Consider the following 23,667-nt stretch of genomic DNA (forward strand, 5'->3'; position numbering starts at 1 on the left):
CGCCTGCGATTCGAATAATACCAGCGTTCAGCCGCCGCATCTTCAGTCTGGGGAAAGCCAGGATACCCGGCGACGCGCCTCTGACCACCCCGCGATCAACGGAAAACGGCGGGATTTCTCCCGCCGTTCGGTAATCTTGGTGCGGCCGCCAGACTTACTGGAGCAGCTTGAGCACGCTCTGCTGCGACTGGTTGGCCAGCGCCAGCGCGGAGACGGCGATCGACTGCCGCGTCGACAGCGCCTGGCTGTTGGCCGCTTCTTCGTTGGTGTCGGCCAAAGTCAGGTTCGACGAGCCGGTCTGCAACACGTTGATCAGGTTCTTCGCGAAGTCCTGACGGATCTGCACGATCGAGAGATTCGAGCCGAGCGCCGAAGCCAGCGAGCGCAGCTGCGTGCTGGCCATATTGAGCTGGCTCAGTGTCTGGTTCGTCGACGCGTTGTCGATGAAGTCGCTGCCTGAGATCAGCGTCGGCAAGCCCAGACCGGCGGGCGTCAACTCCGAGCCGGTGATGTTCAGCGTGGACTTGCCAGTTTCGTTGAATACCAGCTTCAGCGTATCGCCGGCCAGCAGGTTGACGCCGTTGAAGGATGCATCCTGCGACGTCGTGGTGATCTGGGTGATGAGGTTATTGTACTGCGCAACCAGGTTCGCGCGGGTCGACTGTGATGGCAGATCGACAAGCGGCGGCGCAGCGCTGGTGAAGCTCAGCGCCGACGTCACGGTGCCGCCCATGGTGCCGCCGTCGAGCACCGAGCCCATGGTCGACGACGCGTAGTCGTTGCCCGCCGCGATCACCAGCTTGCCGGTCGCATCGACCGTGGCTGCCAGATTGTTGGCGGCCAGTGCGACGTTCAGCTGCGCCAGCGTCTTGACGGTGCCGTTGGAGCCGTCGCCGAATGTAATATTGACCGGCGTGCCGCCCTTGAACGACGAAAAGGTCAGCGTCGTGCCGCTGATGCCACCCGGACCCGCGGCGCGTGCAGCAGTAAACACGGTCGACGTGCCGGTGTTGCCGGCGAGGCCGAGTGCCGAGAGAGCATTGCCGCTGCCGCTGATCGACAGATCCTGGATCGTGCCGGTGCTGATCTTGAACGTACCGTTGGCGGCAACGGTCGATGCGGTAGAACCCTGCGTGGTGGTCAGAGCGGCCACACCAGTCGCGGCGTTATTGACCGCAGTCTGCACGCCGGTGGCGAGATCGATGGCCGTGAGAACGTCGGAGATCTTGCCGCCCTGGAGATAGACCGTCGTGTTGCCACTACCGTCCGTCACGAGGTTGGAGCCGACCGGCGAGCCGGAGCCGGCCGGGATGTTGGCCGCTGCCGGAACGGACGCATCCTTGAACGTGATGGTCTTGCCATTGACGTAAAGTGTCGAGCCGCTCTGGATCAGATTTCCGATGGTGCCCGGAGCCGTCGTGCGCGATTGCGAGACGGAAACCGTTCCGGCGCCGACCGATGTCGTCAGGCCGAGCTGCTTCAGCAAGTCCGCCTTTCCACTGATGTTGAGATCCGACCCCGTGGACGTCGACAGCGTGAGGACGCCGGCGGCAATCGATGCGACGGTGCCGGACGACGCTGAAGCCGTCGCGACGCCGTTGGAAATGACGGCTTTCTGCACACCGCTGGCGAGATCAATGGCCTTGGTCAGGTCGGCCACGCTACCGGTCGGGGCGCCCGCCGTACCGAGATAGACCGTAGAGTTGCCGTTGCCGTCGGTAACCACGTTGGTGTTGACGCTATCGACGCCAAGCCCCACGGGAGCGGTGGCCGCGGTGGGTGCCGGCCCGGTTCGGAAGGTGATCGTCTTGCCGTTCACCATCATGGTGTCGCCGTCGTTCGGCTGTGCCGTGGCGCCGATGGTCGCCGCGCCGGCAGGCGTACCGATGAGTTTCAACGTGCCGGACAGCGACGCCGCAGTACCGGCGCCGTCAGGCGCGGCCGTACCGATCAGCGATGCCGCCACGCCGCCCAGCGTGGTGGTTCCGGTGACCGGCGTCGTACCGCCGGCCGTGCCGTTATACACCGCGTTGCTGGTAGCCGTCGCGCTGGCGAAAGTCTGGGTGCCGCGCAGATCGTCCGGTGTTGCGCCCGCGATGGTGGTGGAGACGTTCGACTTGGTCGAATAGCCCACGGGGGTCTGCAGCGCCTGATTCGCGAGCGACTTCGCGGTATCCACGAGCTTCTGCAGCGAGGTGATGCCGGTATTGGCCGCCTGCAGGATCTGCACGCCGTTGCCGATGCCGTCGAGAAGATTATTGATGTCACTGGCGCGGCTATCGAGGCCTGCAGCCGTGAAGAAGTTGGTCGGGTTGTCGAGGGCCGTGTTGACCTTCTTGCCGCTCGCCAACCGGTTCTGGGTGGTCGACAACAGATCAGCAGTGGATTGCAGCGAAAGCAGATTCTGACGAACTGACGCCGAGAGAACGACTGACATGTTGTAACCTTCCTGTTCCCCGCGCATGCCGACCTTCGGGTCGCATTGCGCATGGTACGTCTGGGACGAGACTCGGTCTCGTCGCGACGCTGCCGGTGAAGTTTGACGCCCTTCTGGAAGAGGAATCTCGGCCCGCCTGACGGCGATCCCGGATTAAACGCGGTCGTTTCTCGACCTACCTGCTTCCTACACGGGCCGAATATGACCGACGACCATTTAAGATATGGTTAACAGCGGATTAAGGCTTTCGTAAAACTGTCCCAAAATGGCAAAGGCCCGAAAAGCGTAAGCTTTTCGGGCCTTTGAGGAGCGATTATGACAACGAAAAACGGCGGGGCTTTCTGCCCCGCCGCCTGGTTTTCGTATGATCAGTGCGCCGGAATTAACGGAGCAGCTGGAGAACGCCCTGCTGCGACTGGTTGGCCAGCGACAGCGCGGAGACGGCGATCGACTGGCGGGTCGACAGCGCCTGGCTGTTCGCCGCTTCCTCGTTCGTGTCGGCCAGGGTCAGGTTCGACGCACCGGTCTGCAGCACGTTGATCAGGTTCTTCGAGAAGTCCTGACGAGTCTGCACGATCGAGAGGTTCGAACCGAAGGCCGAAGCCTGGGAACGCAGCGAGGACGATGCGACGTTCAGGGTGCTGAGCACCTTGTTGGTCGCGGAGTTGTCCAGGAAGTCCGTTCCCGAGGTCAGGCTCGACAGGCCGAGGCCGGCCGAACCGAAGTCGACGCCCGTGATGTTCAGCGTAGACTTGCCGGTTTCGTTGAACGTCAGCTTCAGCGTGTCGCCGCCGAGCAGGTTGACGCCGTTGAACGACGCGTCCTGCGCGGTGGTGTTGATCTGCGTCAGGATGCCGTTGAACTGGTTGACGAGGCTGGCGCGGGTGGCCTGAGCCGTCGCGTCGGCCACCGGATCCTTCGGCGTGGTGAAGGTCAGCGAGTCCTTGAGCGTACCGCCAAGGGTACCGCCGGACGTCGCCGAGCCCATCGTCGACGACGCATAGTCGTTCGAAGCCGAGATCTTCAGCAAGCCGCTGGCGTCGACCGTGGCGGTCATGTTGTTCGCCGAGAGCTTGTCATTGAGCTGGTTCAGCGACTTCACAGTGCCGTTGGTGCCGTCGCCGAAGGTGACGTCAACCGCCGTACCGCCGTTGAAGGAGGTGAAGCTCAAGGTCTTGCCCGAGACACCACCGGTGCCGGCAGCGCGCGAGGCGTTGAACGACATGTCGGTTCCGGTCGAGCCCTTCAAGCCAAGCGCCGCCAGGGAATTGCCCGTGCCGGTGATCGACAGGTCGGATGCGGTGCCGGTCGAGATCTTCAGCGCACCGCTGGAGACAGACGAAGCCGTGCCCGTGGTGGTGACGGTCGCAACGTTGGTCGCAATCGTCGCCGAGCTGACGCCGGTGGCGAGGTCGATTGCTGCAGTGATATCTGCAACCGTACCGCCCTGCAGGAACACCGTCGAGTTGCCCTTGCCGTCGGTGATCAGGTTCGAGCCAGATGGCTTACCATAACCGGTCGGAATGGCGTTCACGTCTGCAATGTTCGCGTTCTTGAACGTGATGGTCTTGCCGTTGACGCTCAACGTCGAACCATCCTGGATCAGCGAGCCGGTCGAAGTGCTCGCCGTCGCGCGGGCTGCGCCCACGGTGGTCTGGGCGGTGCCCGTCGATGCCGTCAGTTTCAGCGTGTTGAGCATGTCGGCCGAGCCGGTGACCGACAGATCAGCGCCTGTCGAGCTCGTCAGCGTGAGGATACCACCGGTAATGCTGCTGGCCGTACCCGTAAGCGTACCAACGCCCGCAGTCACGCCCGACACATAGCGGGCACCGCTGGCGACGTCGACGGCAGCGAGCAGGTCGCCGACCGTCGCAACCGATTCTGCGGTGGTGCCCATGTAAACAGTCGAGTTGCCGTTAGCGTCCGAAACGACGTTACCACCGGTACCGGCCGTACCGAGAGTCTGAGAGCCTGCCGGCAGGTTAGCGGCGGTCGGCACCGCAGCAGCCTTGAAGGTGATGGTCTTGCCGTTGACGCTCAGCGTCGCGCCATCCTTGAACGCCGAGTTGGCCTGTGTGGTCAGACCGCTGCCCGCACCACCACCTGCCGAGAAGAGCTTCGTCGCAGCCGCCATCGCCGTGGTGCCGGTGTCGTTGCCAGCCACTGCACCGGAGGCCACCAGAGTGCCGGCCGTGCCGCTGAGGGTCGAGGTCGAGGTCGCCGCGGTGGCACCGCCTGCGGCACCGGAGAATACGACGCTGCCGGTTGCGCTGGCGCTGGCATAGGTCGTGGTGCCGAGCAGGTTGTCAGCAGTCGCGCCAGTGATCGTGGTGGAGACGTTGGACTTGGTGGAGTAGCCACCCGTGGTCTGCAGCGCCTGGTTGGCGATCGACTTCGCGGAGTCGACGAGCTTCTGCAGCGAGGTGATGCCGGTGTTGGCAGCCTGAATGATCTGGACGCCGTTGCCGATGCCATCAAGCAGGTTGTTGATGTCGCTGGCGCGGTTGTTCAGGCCCTGGGCCGTGAAGAAGTTGGTGGGATTGTCGAGCGCCGAGTTGACCTTGTTGCCGGTCGAGAGGCGGTTCTGGGTGGTGGAGAGGAGGTCCGCGGTCGACTGCAGTGAGAGCAGGTTCTGACGGACGGAGGACGAGAGTGTAATGCCGGACATGTTTGGTTACCTTCCTGGTAGACACAACGAGCGACCTTCTTGGTCGACGAAGGGAAGATGACGCTGAGGTTCTAAAATTGCGTAAAGGGAATTGTGCGGATTTAGCGCTCCCTATGCGTGTGTTTGAGTACCTGCACCCGTCCCCCAAAACGACAAAGCCCGACTCGTAAAAGTCGGGCTTTGTCGTTTGTTATCAGTGCTTTTGTATCGTTGGGAGGTTGGCTTCCCGGATTTTGACGAGGCGACCAAAACCCGGCGAAGTTGTAAACACGAAGCAATTCGTTAAAGAAACTTAACCAGGCTCATCTGATAAAGATTTGACGTTGTCTGATACGAAGCCTGCAAAGCGGTCTGCAGCGCCAGAATTTTGGTTGCGACCTCGTCATCATTGATGCCCTCGATGGAGTCGAGCATCGTCTGGGCCATGGCCTTGGTCTGCACCTGCCGATCCGTAGTCGATTTGATCGATGCCTGCGCGCCGGCGAAGTCGGCCTGGATGTCCTGAATCGTCTGCTGGCCGGGGATATCCGCCAGGTTCTGCGCCACGCGCTGGTTCAGCGCCGCGATCTGCGCACTGGCGTTCTTGGCATAGGTCGCATTGCCGAGTTGTGCCGGATCGACGGCCACGGCCGCGAACACGGCGACTGTCTGCAATTGCGAGCGCAGGGCCTGCTCATCGGCGCGTGCGCCATATTGCACCGTGATCGATGTATCGACCTGGGAGACTGCCGATCCGCGGGCCGAGCCGTTGGCGGCCGTGTCCTGCTCGCCCTGATACCAGATCACGGTATTGTCGGCCGTGCCGGCAACGAGCGTGGTTGCAGAGCCGAGCGGCGTCGACCCGACGCGCAGCGGCGGCTGGTCGAAGAAATTGTCGCCAGCCTCGATCGCAGAGGCCGCCACCATCGGCCCGTTGGCGAGATCCTTCATGGCTGTGCCGAGCGCGGTATTGAGGTTCGCTGCGGTTGCCGTCGATGACGACGCCACCGGCGGAACGGCGTTCGGCTGACCGGGATCGATCAAGAACGAATTGGCTGGCAGGGGTGTCTTATCCGATGCGGTCAGGACGATGTCTTCCTTCGTGCCATCCGGCATCGTGAAGGTGAACTTGACCTGATCGCCGACATTCGGGTTGGTCGCCCCAAGATCGATCGACATCGATTTCTGCACGGGCGTTGCCGGCGGCGTCGGCGGAACGGTTGCGGGCAGGTCGACCGGCTGGGTGACCGTCGCACCGGCAATCGTGGTGGACACACCTGTGACCTTCATGCCGAACGGCTGCGCCACAGCCGGCGGTGCCGGTGTCGCGTCCTCTTCCGAGATCACCACCGAGGTCACCGGGGTTCCGACTGCGCTGCCAACGCGCCCGTTTGCGTTGACACCGAGATCGGCCGTCTTGCGCTCGGCGATCACCTGCTTGAGGCCGGCGACGAGCGCACCATTGCCGTTCATGATCTGGTCGGCGGGCGCGACCGGCGCCGTATCGGTGGCGCGGCCGGAAAACAGGTAGCGGTCACCCGACCGCGCATTCAGCATATCGACGGAATCGAAGAAGCCGAGCGAAGCCGTCTTCTGCCCCGGCGTCTGACCGGTATTGTCGAAATTGCTGCCGGCGCTGACGGCGGCGCCTTTGACATCCGATCCGATCGCCACCAGCCGCTGCAGCGACAGATTTGCCACGCCGATGCGCGTGTTCAGATTGACGGCAGTATCGGCATAGGCCGCAACGCCACTGATCTGCGCGCGGAGCGCGATCGCGAGACTGCGACCGCTGCCCTGCCCTGCATAGGTGTTGGAGATCTTGCCGCTCGACAGCTGCTGCGTCAGCGTGTCGAGCTGATCGCGCAGATTGGTAATTCCGGATCCGATATAGGATGTGCGTGAGCCGACACCGCTGATTGTCATGATTGCCTCAGAATGCCTGCATCAGGGTTTTGTATAGTTCGTTGACCGTCGACATCACGCGCGCATTGGCCGAATAGGCGTTCTGCAGAGACAGCAGATGCGCCATCTCGTCATCCATATTCACGCCGGACGCGTCTGCCATCTTCTTGTCGAGTGTGTTGAGAACGACGTTCTGGCCATCCGCAAGTTGCTTGGCGGAATCCGCCGCGGCGCCCTGTTGCCCGACGAACTGGCGCATATAGCTCAGCAGCGTCCCCTTGAACGGCGCCGTATCACTGCCCGTTCCCGTCGCCGGCGAATAAGTGAAACTGGCATTGTTCAACTGGTTGAGCAGGAGGGCCGACCGCGTCGTGTCGCCTGCTGCCGTCGACCCGCTATAAACCACCAGCTTGGAGGGGTCGGCGACGATCGCATTGTTGATCGTCAGCCGGCCGGCGAGACCGGCCATCTGCGAACCGTTCTTGCTGATGCCACCGCTATAGGCGGCGCCGTTATCGGTGAACAACGCCAGCTCCGGGCTGCCGTTGCTTAGATCGTTGGGACCTTGCGTGACCGTCACCGACGCCGCGTTGATGTTGGCGAATGCGGGATTGTTGACAACGGTGAGCGCGCCAGCCGTGCCGGAGAACGTAGCCTGGCCGCCAAGCGCCGCGTTCAACTGATTCAGAACCGAGCCGAAGCCCGAAGAAAAATCGAGGCCGATGACGGTATCATTCGGATTGCTTGTTGCCGTGTTCTGCAGCGGCAGCACGCTGGGATCATCGACCCGCATGAACGAAATTTCGCGCTGCGTGTTGGTCGCCGTATCCGTATACGTGAAGTGAATGACATTGCCCGGCTTCATTTGCGATACGTCGAGCGTGAAGCCGGTCGGCGTTCCCGGCGGCAGCGTCGTCGGCGGCACCGTCGGCACGGGAAAGACGCTTCCGGCCGTCGTCTTGTCCGAGAGCGCACTCGAGATCGATGCTGCGAACTGATCGAGCTGATTCTGCGCCTCGACAAGCGTCTTGTCGCGAAGTTCAGTATATGCGGCGATCGTGCCCGACTTGATAGCGCCGGCAGCAGTCAGGTCGATCGATCCGCCGTTCGGAAATTCGATCACCACCGAGCCGAGATTGCTCTTGCTGGGATCCGCGCTCCACGTCGTGCCGGCCGATACTGTGCCTTGGGCATTAAACGCCAGTGTCGCCGCTTCGTTGCCCACCAGCTGCACACCGGAACCGGTGAAGATGGTGACCTGATTGGCGCCATTGGTGGTGACGCGGATATCCATCAGCTGCGACAGCTGCGTGACATATTGATCGCGCTGATCGAGCAGCGCGGCGGTGTTGGAATCCGTCGATGTTCCGCCTTGCGGATTGGCCGTCAACTGATTGTTGATCTTGGCAATCTGCTTCATCAGAGTGTTGGCGGTCGTTACGGAATCCTTGATGCCGCTTTCCGCCGAGCTGCGCAGGTTCTGAATGCCCTGCGTCATCGAATTCAATTGTTGCGCGAGTGTTTGCGCGGCGTTGAGCACGCCGATCCGCGCCGACTGACTGTCCGCGCTCGTTGACAGCGCCTGCACTGCTGTCGTCAGGGCATTGAAGGAATATTCGAGCGAGCCGACTGAACCAGGATCGCCATAGAGGCTCTGCATCTGCTGCAGGAAGCTCGAACGGAGCGAGGCATAGCCCGCACCCGACGTTTCGGTGCGGAGCTGCGCCTGGATATACTGGTCGAGTTCGCGATTGACGCCGACGGTGCGGACGCTGCTGCCGTTGCCGGAATTTACTGCGACCTGATCCGTCGACTTGCGAATGTAGCCAGGCGTTTCCGCATTGGCCACATTCGAGGAGACCAGCGACATCGCGGCCTGATTGGCGCGCAGGCCGGACATGGCGATGGAGAGTGCGTCGTTCAGACTCATAACTAACTGTCGCTCTCAAGGTTGACGCGGGAAGAAGGCCGCAGATGCGGCCCTCCGATTAACGCATCACGTTCAGCAGATCCTGAACCATGGTGTTGGTGGTCGTGATCACCTTGGTATTGGCCGAATAGGCCTGCTGGGTGACGATGAGCTTGGTGAATTCGTCGGCGATGTCGGTGTTCGACGACTCCAGCGACGAGCCGGAAATACTGCCACCCTTGCCGTACAGCGCTTCGCCGGATTCGTTGGTGGTCTCGAACGCGCCGCCGTCGATGCGCTTGAGGAAGTTGGCGCCGTTGAAGGTGGCAATGCTGACTTCGGCAAGATCGATGTTGCGGCCGTTGGAGTAGCTGCCGACCACACGGCCTTCATTGCTGACCGATACGCTCTGGAGCTGACCCGCAGCATAGCCGTCCTGCTCGAGCTGATTGACCTGGACGTTGCCATTGGTGTCGGCGAATTGCGTGAGACCGCCCGTGCCGAACGCCATGGTGACATTGCCAAGGCTCTTGCCGCTGACGGTCAGGCCGGTCAGCGTGATCTGGCCGACGACCGGCTGCATCTGGCCGTTCGGGCCGAACTTGAAGTCGGTGCCGACATTCTGCCAGGCAGGGCTTGCACCCGTGGCCGCTGGATCGGTCTGGTAGAACAGGTTCCAGGTATCCGTTCCGCCCTGCGTGGCGGACTCGACCTTCGCCCACCTGAATTGCAGGCTGACCGGTGCACCGTTGCCATCATAGACCGTCTTGGCGCCACCGCTGATCGATTCATCGAGGAAGGTCTGGGAGTCACTGCCGATCACGACGCCGGTGCCTGCCGTGCCGCCGCCCGAACGAAGGCCGGTAACGGTGCCGGTGAAACCCAAGGCTTGGAATGCGGCGACCGCCGTGGTCGTCGAACCTGCCGCCAGCGTAAAGTCGTTCGCCGTACCGGAGTTCAACGTGATCACGCCGGTGGCGGACACGCTCGATAGCGGCGACACATTGCCGGTCGCGGTGTCGATGGCGGTGAGCACGTCGCCGACATTGGCCGTGTCGATAGGGATAAAGGTCGTGCCGGGCACGGCCGCGGGAGCAACGGCGCCCGTGTAGAACGAAAGCGTCTTGGTCGTGGTGACACCGGCACTGGTCGTCTTCAGCACGAGCGTATCGCCGTTAGCAAAGCCGACCGGCAACGTATCGCTGCCGGACACCGGCGCGAGTTTGGTCGCCGTCGAGATCGGCGCCGGCGTCGTCGCGAAATTGTTGCGCGCGTTTCCGGGAACGGCAGTATTCCCGAAGGGCGTCGCCGCAGTGCCCAGCACGCGCGGGTTCGACACGAAGTCGGCCGATCGCAGCAATTCGGAACCGGGCACCGACGTCTGATGCTTGGTGGTCAGCGGATAGCTGGCGAGGTTGGCGCGGTAGTCGATCTTGGTGGTGGCCTGCGACGGCAGGAAGTCATTCTGGAAGCGCAGCACTTCCGGCGTGCTACCGGCCGGGTTGCCGGTCGACGGATCGATCTTGACGCCCTGCAGATAGTAGCCGGCGCCGTTGACGAGATAGCCGTTCTTGTCGAGCGAGAAATCGCCGCGACGGGTGTATTTGTTGACGCCGTCAAAGATCGGCGTGGAGTCGGAGACGTTGCCCGGCTTCTGCACCGCAAAGAAACCGTCGCCGTTGATGGCCATGTAAGTCGCCACCGAAGACGACTGCACCGAACCCGCGATGGTGTTGGTGCTGCGCGATTGCGCCGTCACGCTGCCGGCCACCTGTGCGGATGTGCCGGCATCGGGAATGAGGTCGAGGAAACTGGTATCGATCCGCTTGAAGGCGGTGGTCTGCGAGTTCGCGATGTTGCCGGAAATGTTTTCCAGCGCATAGGAGTTCGCCCGCAGGCCCGCAACGGACGTGGTGAGAGCGCCGAAGATACCCATTACATCGTCTCCAACTTCGATCCGGGCGGCCCGCCGGATGGTGCCAAATTCACAGCCGCTGTCGGAGGAGATGTCGCAAGCCCCGTGCCAAGGGGATAAATTCAACGAATTCAACGCACTAAACAAAGAACCCCGGTCCATGGACCGGGGCACAATTGCCTAGCAGGGAAATAATTGCCGGATCGGCGCCTGATTTCGCCGGGTTCTGCGTAGTTGTTCAGGTCGCCGACGGCGCAGCCGGTTTGAAGATCATCGCGAAGCCGTCCATGCAGTAGCGCAGGCCGGTCGGCTTCGGGCCGTCATCGAAGACATGACCAAGATGGCCGCCACAGCGACGGCAGTGGATCTCGGTGCGAACCATGCCGAGCGTCGAATCCTTGCGTTCACCCACGGCATTCTGCAGCGGCTGCCAGAAACTCGGCCAGCCGGTACCGCTCTCGAACTTGGTCTCCGACGAGAACAGCGGATTGTCGCAGCCGGCGCAGGCAAAGGTGCCCTTGCGCTTTTCCTTGTTCAGCGGGCTCGAATACGGCCGCTCGGTGCCTTCCTTGCGCAGGATCTCGTATTGCTGCGGCGTGAGCTGCTTGCGCCATTCCTCGTCGGTCTTCACGACTTCGAACTTCTCGTCCGAGGCAGCCCGCGCCGGCGAAGCCGTCAGCCATTTCAGCGACAGCAATCCTCCCAGGCCAGCAGCGGTCGTCAACAGAAAGCGGCGGTCGATCATGGTTGGTCTCCCTGACAATCGAGACAATCATCTCGTTCGCTTGAGATACGGGCGGACGAGCCGGAAGTTACACGCCGGTTCCGAAATATTACTCACGTTTTGTTGCGCGCCAAAACCGTGGGGATCGGCCTAGCCCGGCCGCGGGCCCCGCGTTCCCGCGCGCAGATTGGCCTCGGCCAGCCGCGCCTCGCGGATTCGCTCCCGTGCCCCGGCCCGTTCGCGGTACCGCGCCAGCGTGCCGGCCAGCGCCGAGCCCTGCCGCTCCCATAGCCCGACCGCGTAGCCGACGGCCCGTCCGGTCGTGCCACCAGCCCAGACCAGTTCGAACGGCGCAAACAGCTTGAAGCGATCGTCATAGGCATACATGCCACGGGCGATCAGTTGCCCAGCCATGGCCGTCGTGTTCAGGCCCCGATGGCTGAAGCCGCTGGCGACCCATAATCCCTGACGGAGTTGCCCGATCTGCGGCATGCCGTGGACGGTCTGGCCGAGCGCGCCGCCGAAGGTCTCGGCGATGGCGACCTTGCCCAGCGCTGGAAACACGGTGCGGATGCGGCGCGCGATGGCGCCGGCATAGCGCTCCGGCTGCCCGGCCCATGTCGTTTCCGGGCTCGACCACATCAGCCGATCGCCATCGACAATACGGAAATGGTCGACGCCGTCGCTATCACTCACCGAGCCCTGAAACGTCACCGCCTCGGCGAGACGCTCACCAAGCGGTTCGGTGATGCCTGCATAGCGCCACACCGGCAACAGCGTGTCCGACAGCTTTTGGGCAGGCGCACCGAGATGGATATTGCCGGCCAGCACGATGTGTGTGGCACGCATTCGCGCTGACGGCGTTACGATACGCTTGCGGATGCCGCCGGCATCGATGCTGACCACCGGCGTATCCTCGAAGATCCGCACACCGGCCTGTTTCGCCAGCGCTGCGAGACCCAGCAGATATTTGCGGCCATCGATCTGGAACGCCTTCGGATAATGCACGCCGTGAAAGTAGCGTTTCGTTTTCAGCACGTCGCGGACGCGGTCGATCTGCCAGCCGTCCACTTCAGTATCGAAATCTTCGCCGAGCATCTGCAGGCGGGCGATCAGGCGATCACCGACATCGACATTGGAGACTTCCAGCGCCCCCTCGGACAGGCCGAGACCGGGGATCAGGTCGTCTGACGCCTGGGTCCGGACATACTCTGCGCCCTGCTTCGACAGCGCCCACAACTCACGAGCGTCCTCCAGGCCAACACGCGCAATCAGATCGGCGAGCGGCAGGCCAAAGCCCGGCATCACGGTTCCCAACTGGTTGCCGGACGCGTTCCAGCCGACATGGCGCCCTTCGAGCACCGCGACGCTTGCACCCAAACGCGCCGCTTCCAGCGCAATGCTGAGCCCGGCGAGCCCGGCCCCGACCACGCAGACATCGACATCGAGGCTGAAGGTCAGCCGCGCGCGGTCGGCGTCGGCGACCTCAGGTCCAAATGTCACGCTTGCGGAAGGGGCAGTCATGACGTTTTCTTACGGACAGGTGGGGCGCTTGTCACCTTGTCCTCACGGTTCATGTCCATTAATCCGCAGACCTGACGTCTGGCGCGACCGCGCCGCCCGCCTCGCTACTACCTCTTGCCGAATCGAGATCGCGCCATGCGCCGTTTACTGCTGCTGCGTCACGCCAAGACTGAAACGGACGCACCGAGCGGCAAGGATTTCGATCGCAGGCTGGATGACCGCGGCCGGCTGGATGCAGCTCTCATGGGCGCCTGGCTCAGCAGAAATCCGCCCCTGCCCGACCTGGTCTGCGTCTCCACGGCGGTCCGCGCGCAGCAGACCTGGAGCCTCGTGGCCGCGGCGATGCCGGCGGCGAAACCGACAGTCGCCAGCCTTGATGAACTCTATGGCGCCGGGCTCTCCGAATTGCTGGCGGTGATCCGCGGCGCAGCCGTGGAAGATCCAGAGCAGCTGATGCTGGTCGGCCACAATCCCGGCCTGCATGAAATGGCGCTCAGCCTGATTGGCGGCGGCGATGCCGCAGGCAGGAAAGCCGTCGCCGACAACCTGCCAACCGGCAGCATCGTGGTGATCGACTTTCCCATCGAGGACTGGCACGACGTTGCCTTCCGCGATGGAAAACTCATGCAATTCGTCAGCCCGAAACTGCTGAAGGGCGCCGCGGGCGAATAAGCCGCGCCCATCGGAACCGGTTTGTGCTATCCTTCACCGGACGACGATGGAGGTGCGCATGTACAAATCCATTCTGGTCCCGATCGATCTGGCCGAAACCGATGTGGCCAAACCCGCGATTGCCCAGGCCGCGACGCTGTCGCAAACCTTCGGTGCCACCGTCCGGCTGCTCAACATAATGCCGATGACGCCGGTGATGCTGGCCGAATATGTCCCGGCGGATTTCGATACTCAGCAACTGGAATCGTCGCAGGCCGCTCTTGCGGCGGTGGCACGCGATTGCGGCATCGACAGTAGCCGCGTCTCCAGCGTGGTGCGACAGGGCGGCATCTATCACGAGATTCTCGAAGAAGCCTCGGCGATCAAGGCCGATCTCATTGTGATGACCTCGCACCGCCCGGCGATGCGCACTTACTTCCTCGGCTCCAATGCCGGCCATGTGGTGCGCTATGCGAAATGTTCGGTACTCGTCGTGCGGCCGTGACTACGGCAACAGCTCCTGCGGCACGCTGCTGAATGTGTAGTTGCGCGGTTTGTTGCGGCGGATGAAACCGCTGATCTGCCAGCCGAAGAATATTGCGAAGCCAATGATGAAGACCACGCCAGCAAACTCCCCGGTGAGCAACGCGCGCAGGAGCAGCGCGGTCATTGCGAGACCGACAAAGGCCAGTGCCACAACAATCATTGTGTAGATGCCTGGTCGCAGGCCAGCGCTCAGCCTGGCCAGACTACCTGCCGCAGCGAGACGTCGATGTAGCTCCAGGATAAACGCGCTGTAGCCCGACTGCGGCTCCATCAGCGCGACGGTTTGTTTCGACGTCGAGAAGATCGTGATGTGACGACCGTCGGCATGATCGATATCGGCGCGAAAGCGGCGGTGCTGCATACCCATCGGCCGATAGGACAGCCGGATCGCCGCGATATCCGCATAGGCCCAGACACCAGAGCGACGACCAGTGCGCCATAGCAAACCTTCATCGGTCAATTCATAGCGATGCGCGGCGCCAATCAGGGAAGCCTTGTAGGCATAAGTGTGCCCGGGCCCTGCCGCTTCCGCGGCAGACGATGCGTCCCTGCGCCTGAAGAGGATCTTGAGCAAACAGAAGTCCCCTGCACTGTTCGACCTCGCTTGCTTGCGCGATCGCCTGCATGTCCCTTACAAGCTTGCCATGGCCGAGACGACCACTTTTCCGCGCCGCCTGATTCTGGCTGGCGCGATGATTTCAGGATTGCTGCTGGCGCTGGCCGTACACATGCTCGGCCAGCGCTTCGGCCTCGACCTCGGTGGCCTCTGGCGCAACGATCCCGACAATTTCATGCCGATCGGATCCGCCTTCGCCTGGTGGCTGATCGCGGCGATGGCCTTTGTCGGCGGCTATGTGACCGCTAACCTGCTGCACAGCGCAGCATCCGGTCGCATCCCGCAGCGCATGCGGCAGTTTCTGATCACCATTGGCGTGCTGTTTCTGGCCGGCGCCGGTCAGGCGGCCTCGGCGCCCAACGCTATACCGACGGCATCGGGTGTTCTGGCCAGTCTTGCCGCCCTCGGCCTCGGCGGCGTCATGGCGTTCTGCGGCGCCCATTTTGCGCTGCGAAAGGCATAGGCGAAGCCCAAAAAATCGCGCAGGCTTTCGCCCGCGCGATTGTTCTGTGCCGTGTGATCGCTGGTACCGCGATCAGCTTGCGGCGCGCATATTGACCTTGCCTTCGGCCAATGACGTCAGCTTCTTGTCGGTGGTCTTTTCCTCATCGAGCGTCTTCTGCAGCACGGCCGCGCAATCGTTGCGGCCAAGCTGGCGCGCCCAGGCGATCAGACTACCGTACCGTGCGATCTCATAGTGCTCGGCGGCCTGAGCCGCATTGATCAGTGCGGCGTCGAGTACCTTCTTGTCCTCGACCTCCCCGGCGGTCTCGTCGGCTTCCTTGATGATACCGTCGATTGCCGGGCAGGTAACCGCCTTTACCTCGGCGCCGTGCATGGCGAAGACCTGCTCAAGCCGCTGCACATGCACTTCGGTTTCTTGCAAATGCGTCATGAAGCCCTGTTTCAACAGCGGTTCGGTCGCCTTGTCAGCCATCTTCGGCAGCGCCTTCAGAAGCTGCTTCTCCGCGTAATAAATGTCCTGCAGCTGGTGCACAAACAGGTCATCCATCGTCTTGATGTCCTTGGTGAACAGTCCCATCGTTTCAATCCCGGTGTTCTGGAACGGGGTGGCCGCTGCGGCGCATTGTCCCGCTCGGTTGCGATAGGCCGGTAACCATCGATATTGGGACGTGTTCCGGGACCGTCTTGATTTGCCGCATGGAACATTCGACTTGCCCGCCTATATGAAATGCGGGACGAATGGCTCGGAATTGTCTGTGCGATTGTCGTGCAGGGTCAGGGCTTTGCAGCCGGCGCGGGTATGTGGCGACCTTGCGGCGCGGCATTAACGCTGGCGCTGTCAAGGACTGCACAACGGAACGTTTTTGCCGTAAGGGTTTGGGCTTGATGAGTGAACTTCGCGTATGAGTGAATTGGTCGCCGCTTGCCGCCTGTTACCCCGATCGGCTTTCCACCTGTTCGCGCTCCGCCGGGAGGACGAATGCAACGATTGCTGACCGCGCTCGGGCGCGGCTTCAAGCAACACGTCGGCTGGAAACGGCTGGGTGTTGTTGCAAGCCTGATCGTCATCGCCCTCGCCATCTCCCATCTGGTGCATACGCTGAAGGGCCTCGATACCGCCAAGATCCTGGCGGCGATGGCCGCAAAATCGACGATGCAAATCGCCATGGCGACGCTGTGCGTGATCGGCGCCTTCTGCACCCTCACCTTCTACGATTACTTCGCGCTCAGAACGATCGGCAAGAAACATGTGCCGTATCGGATCGCGGCGCTGTCGGGCTTCACCAGCTACACCATCGGCCACAATATCGGGGCCACCGTGTTCACTGGCGGCGCCATCCGCTTCCGCATCTATTCGGACTACGGATTGAATGCCATTGACGTCGCCAAGATCTGCTTCATCTCCGGACTGACCTTCTGGCTCGGCAATCTGTTCGTGCTGGGCATCGGCATGGTCTGGCATCCGCAGGCCGCCTCGGCCATCGATCTCCTGCCCAATGCCATCAATCGGCTCATCGGCTTCGGCTGTCTGGCCGGCATCATCGGCTATCTGGTCTGGCTGTCGGTCGGCAAGCAACGCCGCGAGCTCGGTCAGAACGGCTGGAAGGTCGTCCTGCCTTCCGCCCAGTTGACGCTGCTACAGATCGCCATCGGCGTTGTCGATCTCGGCTTCTGCGCGCTGGCCATGTATCTGCTGATGCCAGATCAGCCCACTATCGATTTCGTCTCGCTGGCTGTGGTGTTCATCCTCGCCACCCTGCTGGGCTTCGCCAGCCATGCCCCCGGCAGCCTTGGCGTATTCGACGCGGCCTTGCTGGTGGCGCTGCCGCAGTTCCGCCAGGAGGAGCTGGTCGCCACCGTGGTCATGTTCCGGATCCTGTATTTCATGATCCCGTTCGCCATCTCGATCTGCATCATGGGCAGCCGCGAAATCTGGCTCAGCGTCATCCAGCCATGGCACAGGCGCCGCCTGGATGACCGCAATGAACGTCGCGAGACCGAGCCCGCCCCGGTCGCGGTGCATGAGCAGCCATTGAAGCGTCAGTCACAGGGTTGAATCAGTCCCGGGCGCGCCACATCGCGCGTCCGGCCAATCGATTTCTTACTTCCGCCCCATACGTGACGTTCAACACCGCCATGGCCCCCATTTATTTCAGACGTTCATTGATCAACTTCGCCTTGCTGCTCGGCATGCTGGGCGCGCTGCCGGTTGAACCGGCCGCCGCGCAGGGCGTGGCCAACAGTTCGATCCAGATTTCCTGGGAAGTGCGCAACCGCTTCCGGCTGTTCCGCGAAGAACGTGACTTCCAGCTCCATGTCGACGCCATGCGCAACCGCAGCGTGCTGGGTGCCGAACAGGCTTTGGGCGTGCAGAGCGATGGCCGCGGCTGGGCGCGCAACACCGTCAACCGGCTGTGCATCGATCTGGCCGGAAAGGTCAGCGAGCCCTGCACCCGTGACACCGTCAAGGAAAGCTACCTGACGCCGACCGAACATCCGATCACAGTCCGCCTCACCGGCGAAGTGCCGGTCGGCGCGATCTGCGCCTGGACCTTCGATGACGGCGAGGGCCCGCGGCAATCCACCCTCGACTGCGCCGAGCCGATCAATTTCCGCGCCATCTATGGTCGCCGCACGGTCGCGACCGTGGAGGTCACCAGCGGCGCCGAGGCTCCTGTGCGGGTCAGTGCCGACATCGCCGTGCGCGACATCCTGATTGCGGGCCTCGGCGATTCCATTGCGTCGGGCGAGGGCAATCCGGATCGTCCGGTCGCGCTGTCCGATGACGGCTTCTGCTTCCGCTCTTATCTCGGCGGCCCCAGCGGGCAGTTCTACCGGCCAAGCCGCGCGGGCTTCAAAGGCGGCCGTTCCTGCGACTCCTATGAGTCGCTGCAGGCCTGGCAGCGCGCGGGCGCGCAGTGGTTCAACGCCGCGTGCCACCGCTCGCTCTATAGCTACCAGACCCGCGCCGCGCTGGCGCTTGCCGTGCAGTATCCGCATATCGCCGTCACCTATCTGCCGCTGGCCTGTTCGGGCGCGACCATCGCCGACGGATTGCTGGGTGGACAGCGCGCGCGTGAGTGCCTCACCACGAAGAATGCGAGCACCTGCGCAGGCAGCGTCAACGCGCAGATCGCCGAACTGCGCGAAGCCATCACTGCCGCCAAGCGCCGTCAGCCGGCACGCCGGCTCGATCTCGTGCTGCTGTCGATCGGCGCCAACGACATCAACTTCTCCGGGCTCGTTGCCGACGTCATCGTCGAGAACGCCACCGAACGCGCACTGTTCAAGCGCGGCGGCATCCTCGGCTCGGTCGAGGACTCCCGCAGCGCGCTGGTACGCGAACTGCCCTCCAGCTTCGGCAAGGTGCGCGAAGCCCTGAAGCCGCTGCTCGGCGGAGACATGTCACGCGTGGTGTTTGCCGCTTACGCCAACCCGACTTTCGCCAATGGCGCACCCTGCCCCGGCGGCCCGGCCGGCTTCGACGTGCACCCGTCATTCTCAGCCGATCCGCAGCGGCTGGCCAATGTCGCGAATTTTGTCGAGTCCGAATTCCTGCCGCAACTGAAGTCCATCGCGCTGTGCCAGGGCGGCGTACTGTGCCGCAATCCCGAAGCCGACCGTATGACCTTCGTCGATCAGCATCAGGCGAGTTTCGCCAATCACGGCTTCTGCGCACGCTCCTCATCCGATCCCGAATTCGATCGCGCCTGCTTCTCGCCCAAGGGCGAAAGCTTCGAGACCAGTCTCGTCGAAGCGGCGGCGCAGCCGATGGTGTGCGGTCGCGGCGCCAGCGAATTCCGCCCCTATTTGCCGCGTGGCCGCTGGATCCGCGACGCCAATGACAGCTACTTCGCGGCGATGACCTATCCGCAGGGCTATTCGGCGGCGATCCAGCCGGCCGATATCCACGATGCGACCTGGGGCATTCTCTCGGCCGTTTATGGCGGCGCGATCCATCCCACCGGCGAAGGTCATGCAGCAATGGCCGATGCCGTCGTGCCGGCAGCGGCGAGCGTATTGCGGCTGGGCGCGGAAGCTGATGTCACGCAGGAGCCGCTGGCACCGATGGTGCTGCAGCCAGCCGCGCGATAGGACGATCAGCTCAGCTATCCATCGCGGTCCCGGCAGAAGCGAAGCGGTCCGGACTACGCCCGACCGTCGCCTTCGACACAGCTTTGACCATGTGGCGCGCGTCTCGGCAGTCCATGGCCGAAGACAACAAAGCTGATGCCCGCGAGAATCCACACGCTCATTCCGCCATAGAGCATGACCCAACCGAACCCTTGGGTCAGCGCGTCTTGAATGACGGCTCCGCCGGGATGGTATTCGGACGCGAGCGCCGTGCCGGCTGCGACGCTTTCTGCCAGCGAGCGTAAGAGCTCGACACTGGTACCGCTTGGTAGCGCGGCCTTCAAAGACGCACGAACTCCCTCGACGAGAATGAGGCCCATGAGTGCGATGTTGATGGCAAGCGCAATCATGCGGGCACTCATGTCAATGCCGGACGCCATGCCGGCGCGTTCCTGCGGCACCGATCCGGTCGTCGTATTGGTCACGGGTGTGTTGGTCAGACCCAATCCGATGCCGGCAAGGACACATCCCGGCAGCATCGTCAGCCAGCTCGCATGCGCGACCGAGCTGCCGATCTTCATGGCAAAGAACCCTGCTCCGATCGTGAACAGGCCGAGCGGGATGACCAGACCCGGATGGAAACGTAGCACGAGCCGTTCGGCCACCGGCGGCACGACCAGCGTCGGCAACGTATAGGCCAGAAGCGACAGTCCGGCGCCGACGCTGCCATAACCCAACCCTGCCTGGAAATAGATCGGCAGATAGATCATGAACGGCCAGAAGCTGAAGTTCATGGCCATCGAGCCGACCAGCGCGCCGGAAAAATTACGGATCCGGAAGACGGTGAAGTCGAACATCGGCCTCGGGCTGAGACGCTCGGCGAAGACAAAGCCGATCAGGCTTGCAGCGAACACGCCGACGACCGCAAACGCCGTCCAGCTGTCGAAGCCGATATCCGGGCCTTGCGTAATGAAGAATGCGAGGCAGAAGACTGCAAGCGAGAGCGTGATGATCCCTGCAAGATCCAGGCTGCTGGCCTCCGGATCGCGCGACTCGCGAACTCCGCTCCCGGCAAGGATCAGCGCGATCACGGCAAGCGGGACATGGATGAGGAAGGCCCATTCCCAGCTCGACAAAGCCACGATTGCGCCGCCGATGATCGGGCCGAAGCCCAGACCGATGCCAAAGATGATCCCCCACCAGCCGAATGCAACGGCGCGTTGCCGCCCTTCCGGAAATTGATGGGATAGCACCGCGACCTGGCAGATCAGCATCGCCCCGCCGCTCATGCCCTGGAGAAATCTGGCAACGATCAGCACCAATATATTTTCGGTCAGGCCGCAAAGCAGCGATGCAGCGGCAAACGCGACGATCGCAATCAGATAGACGCGCTTGCGCCCATAGCGATCCGCGAGCGTGCCGGTTGCCATCAGCACCGTCGTCACCGCGATCGTATACGCATTCATGACCCATTGGAGCTGCCTGAAATCGGCATGAAGCACTCGCTCCAGCGTCGGCAGGACCGCGGGAATGCTGGAAATCTCCAGACCGAACATCAGGGAGGTGAGACAGGCAGCCGCCAAAGCCAATGTGCTTTGTCGTGTCGATTCGGCGAGCATGGGAGCCTTTCGGGATAATAACGCACCACAGTGAAGCCCGACGACAGAGAACGAGGTCCACCCGGTCTGCGTTGTGATGAACGCAACATAGGCAGAGGTTGACCATTTCAGAATTGGATGATTGAATATTTCAGAGACAACAAATCTGGATAATTCAAATGAGTGCCCTGGACGTGGATGCCGTGCAGGCATTCGTGACCATCGCCAATCTTCAGAGCTTCACGCGTGCGGCGGAAGCGCTTGGCACGACCCAGGGCGCGATCAGCGTGAAGCTGAAGCGGCTGGAAGACCGCCTCGGCCATAAATTGATCGAACGAACCCCGCGAATGGTGCGCCTCTCGGCGCAAGGCGCGCTATTCGTCGATTCAGCCCGCGACTTCCTGGCCGCGCATGATCGCGCTGTCGCAGCTTTGTCTGCGACCCGTCGCCGTTTCGCACTCGGCATTGCGGCCCATGTGGCCGGGCCGGAGGTTCCGACGCTGCTGGCTCGCCTGAATGCCCATGACCCCACGCTCACGATCGAGGTTCGCCTCGATAATTCACGCAATTTGCTGGACGCATTCGACCGCGGCGAAATCGATGCGGCCATCGTCCGGCGTGAGGATGACCGACGCGACGGCGAAGTGCTTGCACCCGAGCATTTCGGCTGGTTCGCAGCACCAGGCTTTGTGCACCGGCCGGGCGAGGCATTGCGACTGGCGGCGCTAACGCCAGTATGTGGCGTGCACGACGTTGCCATTCATGCGCTGGACGCGGCCGGCATCGCATGGACGGAGGTGTTTCTCGGTGGCGGCTCTTCAGTCGTGTCGGACGCTGTCTCGGCGGGCCTTGCCACCGCGGTCTTCTCCTGCCGGCTTGCACCGGCCGGCACCATCGAAGTCAGCCAGAAATTTGGCCTGCCACCGCTGGCGTCATCGGAAATCGTACTTCTCTCGACACTGTCGGATATGCAGTCTCGCCAAGCGCTGCGAACCCTCGCGGCTGCGTTCCGCGAACACCGCGCGCATACGAGCTAGGTAGCGTATGGAAGGCGATCCAGCAGCGGCTGCGCCAGATGCAGGATCTGGTAGCAAGCGCCAGCATCGGTCTGTTCATTCTCTGACAGCAGAACGCGGGTGAAGACCCACGTCTCGGCATCCAGACCGACGACGGCTGCAACAATTCCGGCGCGAACCGAGAGATCCGCGTTGCGCTCGATCTCCCCTCTTATCGTTGTTTCAAGATCGGCGTCGGGCGGAATGGCGATGTCTTGCCGATAGGCGAAGCGAGCTTTCCGGCTACGCCCCTTCCGGGCATCGAGGGCAACGCGTGTTTCGATCAGCGCCCGACCGAACATATCGACGACGATCTTATATCCGCCGTTCACGAGAAAATCGCGAAATGCCTCGTCGTGCCGCCACAGATAAAGCGAGGAATAGCTGGACGTCGTTGCCCCGAAGCGCCCGCTCTCTCGCAAGAGAAATCCCTTGAAATAAAGCTCCGGCTTTGCATCCCAGAGCGGCCCACGCTCCTGTGCGCGTGAGCGGATCCGGCCGAGATCATAGTCGGCGGGCAAGCGATGCTCGTAATGCGCAACGATCATCGTGATGGGCTCCTTCAGCAGCCATTGTCATTGGATCGATGCACGATATCGATCGACGGGCCGCGAAGAACAGACGTGGAATCATATTTCTATGATCCGGTATTCAAATAAATGACGTCCGGAGAGAGCCGACAAGCAACGTTGGAAGCTGGCGCGCCACGATTGAATTGGCAACGAAATGGCCGACGCGCCATGGCGTCGGCTTCCAGAATGTGTGGGGGGTGTTGGACAGTCTTCGCTTGTGGGGGAGCCACAAGCAAGTTGGCGGCGATCAGCGCGCGACGTTGCTACCCGGGGTCACGTTACTGGCCTTCTTCATCGGCGCGACGGGGGCCTTCGCGGCGGCATTACCGACGGTTGGCGGCTTCACGGCTGCTGCCGCGAGGGTCGGCACATATTTCGCGATCACGGTTGGATCGAGCGAGGCCATTTCGGTGTCGGGCAGACGGTACCAGGTCTCGTCCTTGCCGAGCAGCGCAATGCCCCAATAGCCACGCACGGTGAGCGCCCGACCATCGGCGCTGACGCTCATCTTGGCTTTGTAGACCTTGCCGTCGCGCGGATCGAGAATGTTGCCGTTCTCGTATTTCAGTCCCTGCTGCTGCATGTTGCGGATGAAGGAGATGCCTAGCACTGGCTGGCCCTTCCGGTCATCGACGCACTTGCCGCAGAAGTCGTCGCCCGGCTTGTCATCGGGGCTCGGAAACGTCTTGGCGATCGCGCCTTCGAATACGCCGCCGCCATGGTCAACCACCAGAACCCAGACGACAGGCTTGTTATTCTCGACCTTCTGCCAAAGCCCGGCAGCAGTCGGCTCAGCGGCGTGGAGAGGGCCGGCGAACATCGCGCATGCGGCCAGACCTGAGGCGACTGTGAGCGCCAGACGTCGGGATCGAAGTTGTGCCATCGCCTTCCCCAGTGCAGTTCGTCGTCCAGGCATCCGCCGAGTCCGCACTCGATCCGATTGCATAGACTATCAATCTTCCGCGACGAGAGAGTGACCGCGGTTGATGGCTTTTGCAAGATTGCCGATCGCGCGCCGGATGTCCGATT

At 62.5% G+C, this 23,667-nt stretch carries 18 protein-coding genes; 6 read left to right on the forward strand and 12 right to left on the reverse strand.

Translation table 11 applies throughout. The features are described 5' to 3' along the window. Window positions 1-154: 154 nt before the first annotated feature. The 7 genes from AB8B20_RS10320 to AB8B20_RS10350 form a co-directional block, all read right to left on the reverse strand. Window positions 155-2,437 (reverse strand): DUF1522 domain-containing protein, encoded by a 2,283-nt coding sequence (locus tag AB8B20_RS10320; protein WP_439072482.1) that lies wholly within the window; start codon window positions 2,435-2,437, stop codon window positions 155-157. Between the two features lie 382 nt (window positions 2,438-2,819). After that, a complete protein-coding gene (locus tag AB8B20_RS10325) occupies window positions 2,820-5,105 on the reverse strand; it encodes a DUF1522 domain-containing protein (protein WP_439072483.1) in 2,286 nt (761 codons plus the stop codon). Window positions 5,106-5,387: 282 nt separating this feature from the next. Continuing rightward, entirely contained in the window at window positions 5,388-7,010 is a 1,623-nt protein-coding gene (locus tag AB8B20_RS10330) for a flagellar biosynthesis protein FlgL (RefSeq protein ID WP_439072484.1), read from the reverse strand. 7 nt (window positions 7,011-7,017) lie between these two features. Then, complete coding sequence (flgK, locus tag AB8B20_RS10335) at window positions 7,018-8,919, reverse strand: flagellar hook-associated protein FlgK (protein ID WP_439072485.1); 1,902 nt, start codon at window positions 8,917-8,919, stop codon at window positions 7,018-7,020. 58 nt (window positions 8,920-8,977) lie between these two features. Further along, window positions 8,978-10,834, reverse strand: a complete 1,857-nt coding sequence (locus AB8B20_RS10340) for a flagellar hook-basal body complex protein (protein ID WP_439072486.1) — start codon at window positions 10,832-10,834, stop codon at window positions 8,978-8,980. A 217-nt stretch (window positions 10,835-11,051) separates the two neighbouring features. Then, the gene (gene msrB, locus AB8B20_RS10345) at window positions 11,052-11,558 is read right to left on the reverse strand and encodes a peptide-methionine (R)-S-oxide reductase MsrB (RefSeq protein WP_231079893.1); all 507 of its coding nucleotides are present in this window, start codon (window positions 11,556-11,558) and stop codon (window positions 11,052-11,054) included. 129 nt (window positions 11,559-11,687) lie between these two features. After that, window positions 11,688-13,061 (reverse strand): NAD(P)/FAD-dependent oxidoreductase, encoded by a 1,374-nt coding sequence (locus tag AB8B20_RS10350; RefSeq protein WP_439072487.1) that lies wholly within the window; start codon window positions 13,059-13,061, stop codon window positions 11,688-11,690. Between the two features lie 135 nt (window positions 13,062-13,196). Here AB8B20_RS10350 and AB8B20_RS10355 point away from each other — a divergent pair, with 135 nt between their 5' ends. Both AB8B20_RS10355 and AB8B20_RS10360 read left to right on the forward strand, forming a co-directional pair. Continuing rightward, window positions 13,197-13,733, forward strand: coding sequence for a SixA phosphatase family protein (locus AB8B20_RS10355; protein WP_439072488.1), 537 nt, complete (start codon window positions 13,197-13,199; stop codon window positions 13,731-13,733). A gap of 58 nt (window positions 13,734-13,791) precedes the next feature. Beyond that, window positions 13,792-14,217 (forward strand): universal stress protein, encoded by a 426-nt coding sequence (locus AB8B20_RS10360; protein WP_093757305.1) that lies wholly within the window; start codon window positions 13,792-13,794, stop codon window positions 14,215-14,217. Here AB8B20_RS10360 and AB8B20_RS10365 read toward each other — a convergent pair whose 3' ends face one another. Continuing rightward, a complete protein-coding gene (locus AB8B20_RS10365; RefSeq protein ID WP_439072489.1) occupies window positions 14,218-14,832 on the reverse strand; it encodes a hypothetical protein in 615 nt (204 codons plus the stop codon). It abuts the gene before it with no gap. 70 nt (window positions 14,833-14,902) lie between these two features. Here AB8B20_RS10365 and AB8B20_RS10370 point away from each other — a divergent pair, with 70 nt between their 5' ends. After that, the gene (locus tag AB8B20_RS10370; protein WP_089265199.1) at window positions 14,903-15,337 is read left to right on the forward strand and encodes a hypothetical protein; all 435 of its coding nucleotides are present in this window, start codon (window positions 14,903-14,905) and stop codon (window positions 15,335-15,337) included. Between the two features lie 72 nt (window positions 15,338-15,409). Here the strand turns inward: AB8B20_RS10370 and AB8B20_RS10375 are convergent, their stop codons facing one another. Beyond that, window positions 15,410-15,916, reverse strand: a complete 507-nt coding sequence (locus AB8B20_RS10375; protein WP_093756632.1) for a YciE/YciF ferroxidase family protein — start codon at window positions 15,914-15,916, stop codon at window positions 15,410-15,412. 402 nt (window positions 15,917-16,318) lie between these two features. On the opposite strand from AB8B20_RS10375, the gene AB8B20_RS10380 reads away from it, so the two are divergent. Further along, window positions 16,319-17,395 (forward strand): lysylphosphatidylglycerol synthase transmembrane domain-containing protein, encoded by a 1,077-nt coding sequence (locus AB8B20_RS10380; RefSeq protein ID WP_439072490.1) that lies wholly within the window; start codon window positions 16,319-16,321, stop codon window positions 17,393-17,395. Window positions 17,396-17,529: 134 nt separating this feature from the next. Then, a complete protein-coding gene (locus tag AB8B20_RS10385) occupies window positions 17,530-19,434 on the forward strand; it encodes a hypothetical protein (RefSeq protein ID WP_439073059.1) in 1,905 nt (634 codons plus the stop codon). A 53-nt stretch (window positions 19,435-19,487) separates the two neighbouring features. Here the strand turns inward: AB8B20_RS10385 and AB8B20_RS10390 are convergent, their stop codons facing one another. Further along, complete coding sequence (locus AB8B20_RS10390) at window positions 19,488-21,032, reverse strand: MFS transporter (RefSeq protein ID WP_439072491.1); 1,545 nt, start codon at window positions 21,030-21,032, stop codon at window positions 19,488-19,490. A gap of 158 nt (window positions 21,033-21,190) precedes the next feature. Between AB8B20_RS10390 and AB8B20_RS10395 the strand changes: the two genes are divergently transcribed. After that, a complete protein-coding gene (locus tag AB8B20_RS10395; protein WP_068735591.1) occupies window positions 21,191-22,048 on the forward strand; it encodes a LysR family transcriptional regulator in 858 nt (285 codons plus the stop codon). Here the strand turns inward: AB8B20_RS10395 and AB8B20_RS10400 are convergent. Both AB8B20_RS10400 and AB8B20_RS10405 read right to left on the reverse strand, forming a co-directional pair. Then, window positions 22,045-22,614 carry a DUF4865 family protein gene (locus tag AB8B20_RS10400; RefSeq protein WP_439072492.1) on the reverse strand — a complete coding sequence of 190 codons (570 nt, stop codon included), beginning with the start codon at window positions 22,612-22,614 and terminating at the stop codon, window positions 22,045-22,047. The genes AB8B20_RS10395 and AB8B20_RS10400 overlap by 4 nt on opposite strands. Before the next feature lie 271 nt (window positions 22,615-22,885). Continuing rightward, on the reverse strand, window positions 22,886-23,521 hold the full coding sequence (locus tag AB8B20_RS10405) for a DUF2147 domain-containing protein (protein ID WP_120291400.1): 636 nt from the start codon (window positions 23,519-23,521) through the stop codon (window positions 22,886-22,888). Window positions 23,522-23,667 lie beyond the last annotated feature (146 nt).

This window comes from Tardiphaga sp. 866_E4_N1_4 (assembly GCF_052076075.1).
In the GTDB taxonomy this organism is placed as follows: Bacteria; Pseudomonadota; Alphaproteobacteria; order Rhizobiales; family Xanthobacteraceae; genus Tardiphaga; species Tardiphaga robiniae.

Excerpts from the sequence above, each read along its gene's own strand:
- flgK (WP_439072485.1), bottom strand. The coding sequence starts at position 8,919 with ATGAGTCTGAACGACGCACTCTCCATCGCCATGTCCGGCCTGCGCGCC.
- AB8B20_RS10370 (WP_089265199.1), top strand. The coding sequence starts at position 14,903 with ATGGCCGAGACGACCACTTTTCCGCGCCGCCTGATTCTGGCTGGCGCG.
- AB8B20_RS10355 (WP_439072488.1), top strand. The coding sequence starts at position 13,197 with ATGCGCCGTTTACTGCTGCTGCGTCACGCCAAGACTGAAACGGACGCA.
- AB8B20_RS10400 (WP_439072492.1), bottom strand. The coding sequence starts at position 22,614 with ATGATCGTTGCGCATTACGAGCATCGCTTGCCCGCCGACTATGATCTC.
- AB8B20_RS10320 (WP_439072482.1), bottom strand. The coding sequence starts at position 2,437 with ATGTCAGTCGTTCTCTCGGCGTCAGTTCGTCAGAATCTGCTTTCGCTG.
- AB8B20_RS10405 (WP_120291400.1), bottom strand. The coding sequence starts at position 23,521 with ATGGCACAACTTCGATCCCGACGTCTGGCGCTCACAGTCGCCTCAGGT.
- AB8B20_RS10380 (WP_439072490.1), top strand. The coding sequence starts at position 16,319 with ATGCAACGATTGCTGACCGCGCTCGGGCGCGGCTTCAAGCAACACGTC.
- AB8B20_RS10340 (WP_439072486.1), bottom strand. The coding sequence starts at position 10,834 with ATGGGTATCTTCGGCGCTCTCACCACGTCCGTTGCGGGCCTGCGGGCG.
- AB8B20_RS10385 (WP_439073059.1), top strand. The coding sequence starts at position 17,530 with ATGCTGGGCGCGCTGCCGGTTGAACCGGCCGCCGCGCAGGGCGTGGCC.
- AB8B20_RS10360 (WP_093757305.1), top strand. The coding sequence starts at position 13,792 with ATGTACAAATCCATTCTGGTCCCGATCGATCTGGCCGAAACCGATGTG.
- AB8B20_RS10325 (WP_439072483.1), bottom strand. The coding sequence starts at position 5,105 with ATGTCCGGCATTACACTCTCGTCCTCCGTCCGTCAGAACCTGCTCTCA.
- AB8B20_RS10375 (WP_093756632.1), bottom strand. The coding sequence starts at position 15,916 with ATGGGACTGTTCACCAAGGACATCAAGACGATGGATGACCTGTTTGTG.
- msrB (WP_231079893.1), bottom strand. The coding sequence starts at position 11,558 with ATGATCGACCGCCGCTTTCTGTTGACGACCGCTGCTGGCCTGGGAGGA.
- AB8B20_RS10390 (WP_439072491.1), bottom strand. The coding sequence starts at position 21,032 with ATGCTCGCCGAATCGACACGACAAAGCACATTGGCTTTGGCGGCTGCC.
- AB8B20_RS10350 (WP_439072487.1), bottom strand. The coding sequence starts at position 13,061 with ATGACTGCCCCTTCCGCAAGCGTGACATTTGGACCTGAGGTCGCCGAC.
- AB8B20_RS10330 (WP_439072484.1), bottom strand. The coding sequence starts at position 7,010 with ATGACAATCAGCGGTGTCGGCTCACGCACATCCTATATCGGATCCGGA.
- AB8B20_RS10395 (WP_068735591.1), top strand. The coding sequence starts at position 21,191 with ATGAGTGCCCTGGACGTGGATGCCGTGCAGGCATTCGTGACCATCGCC.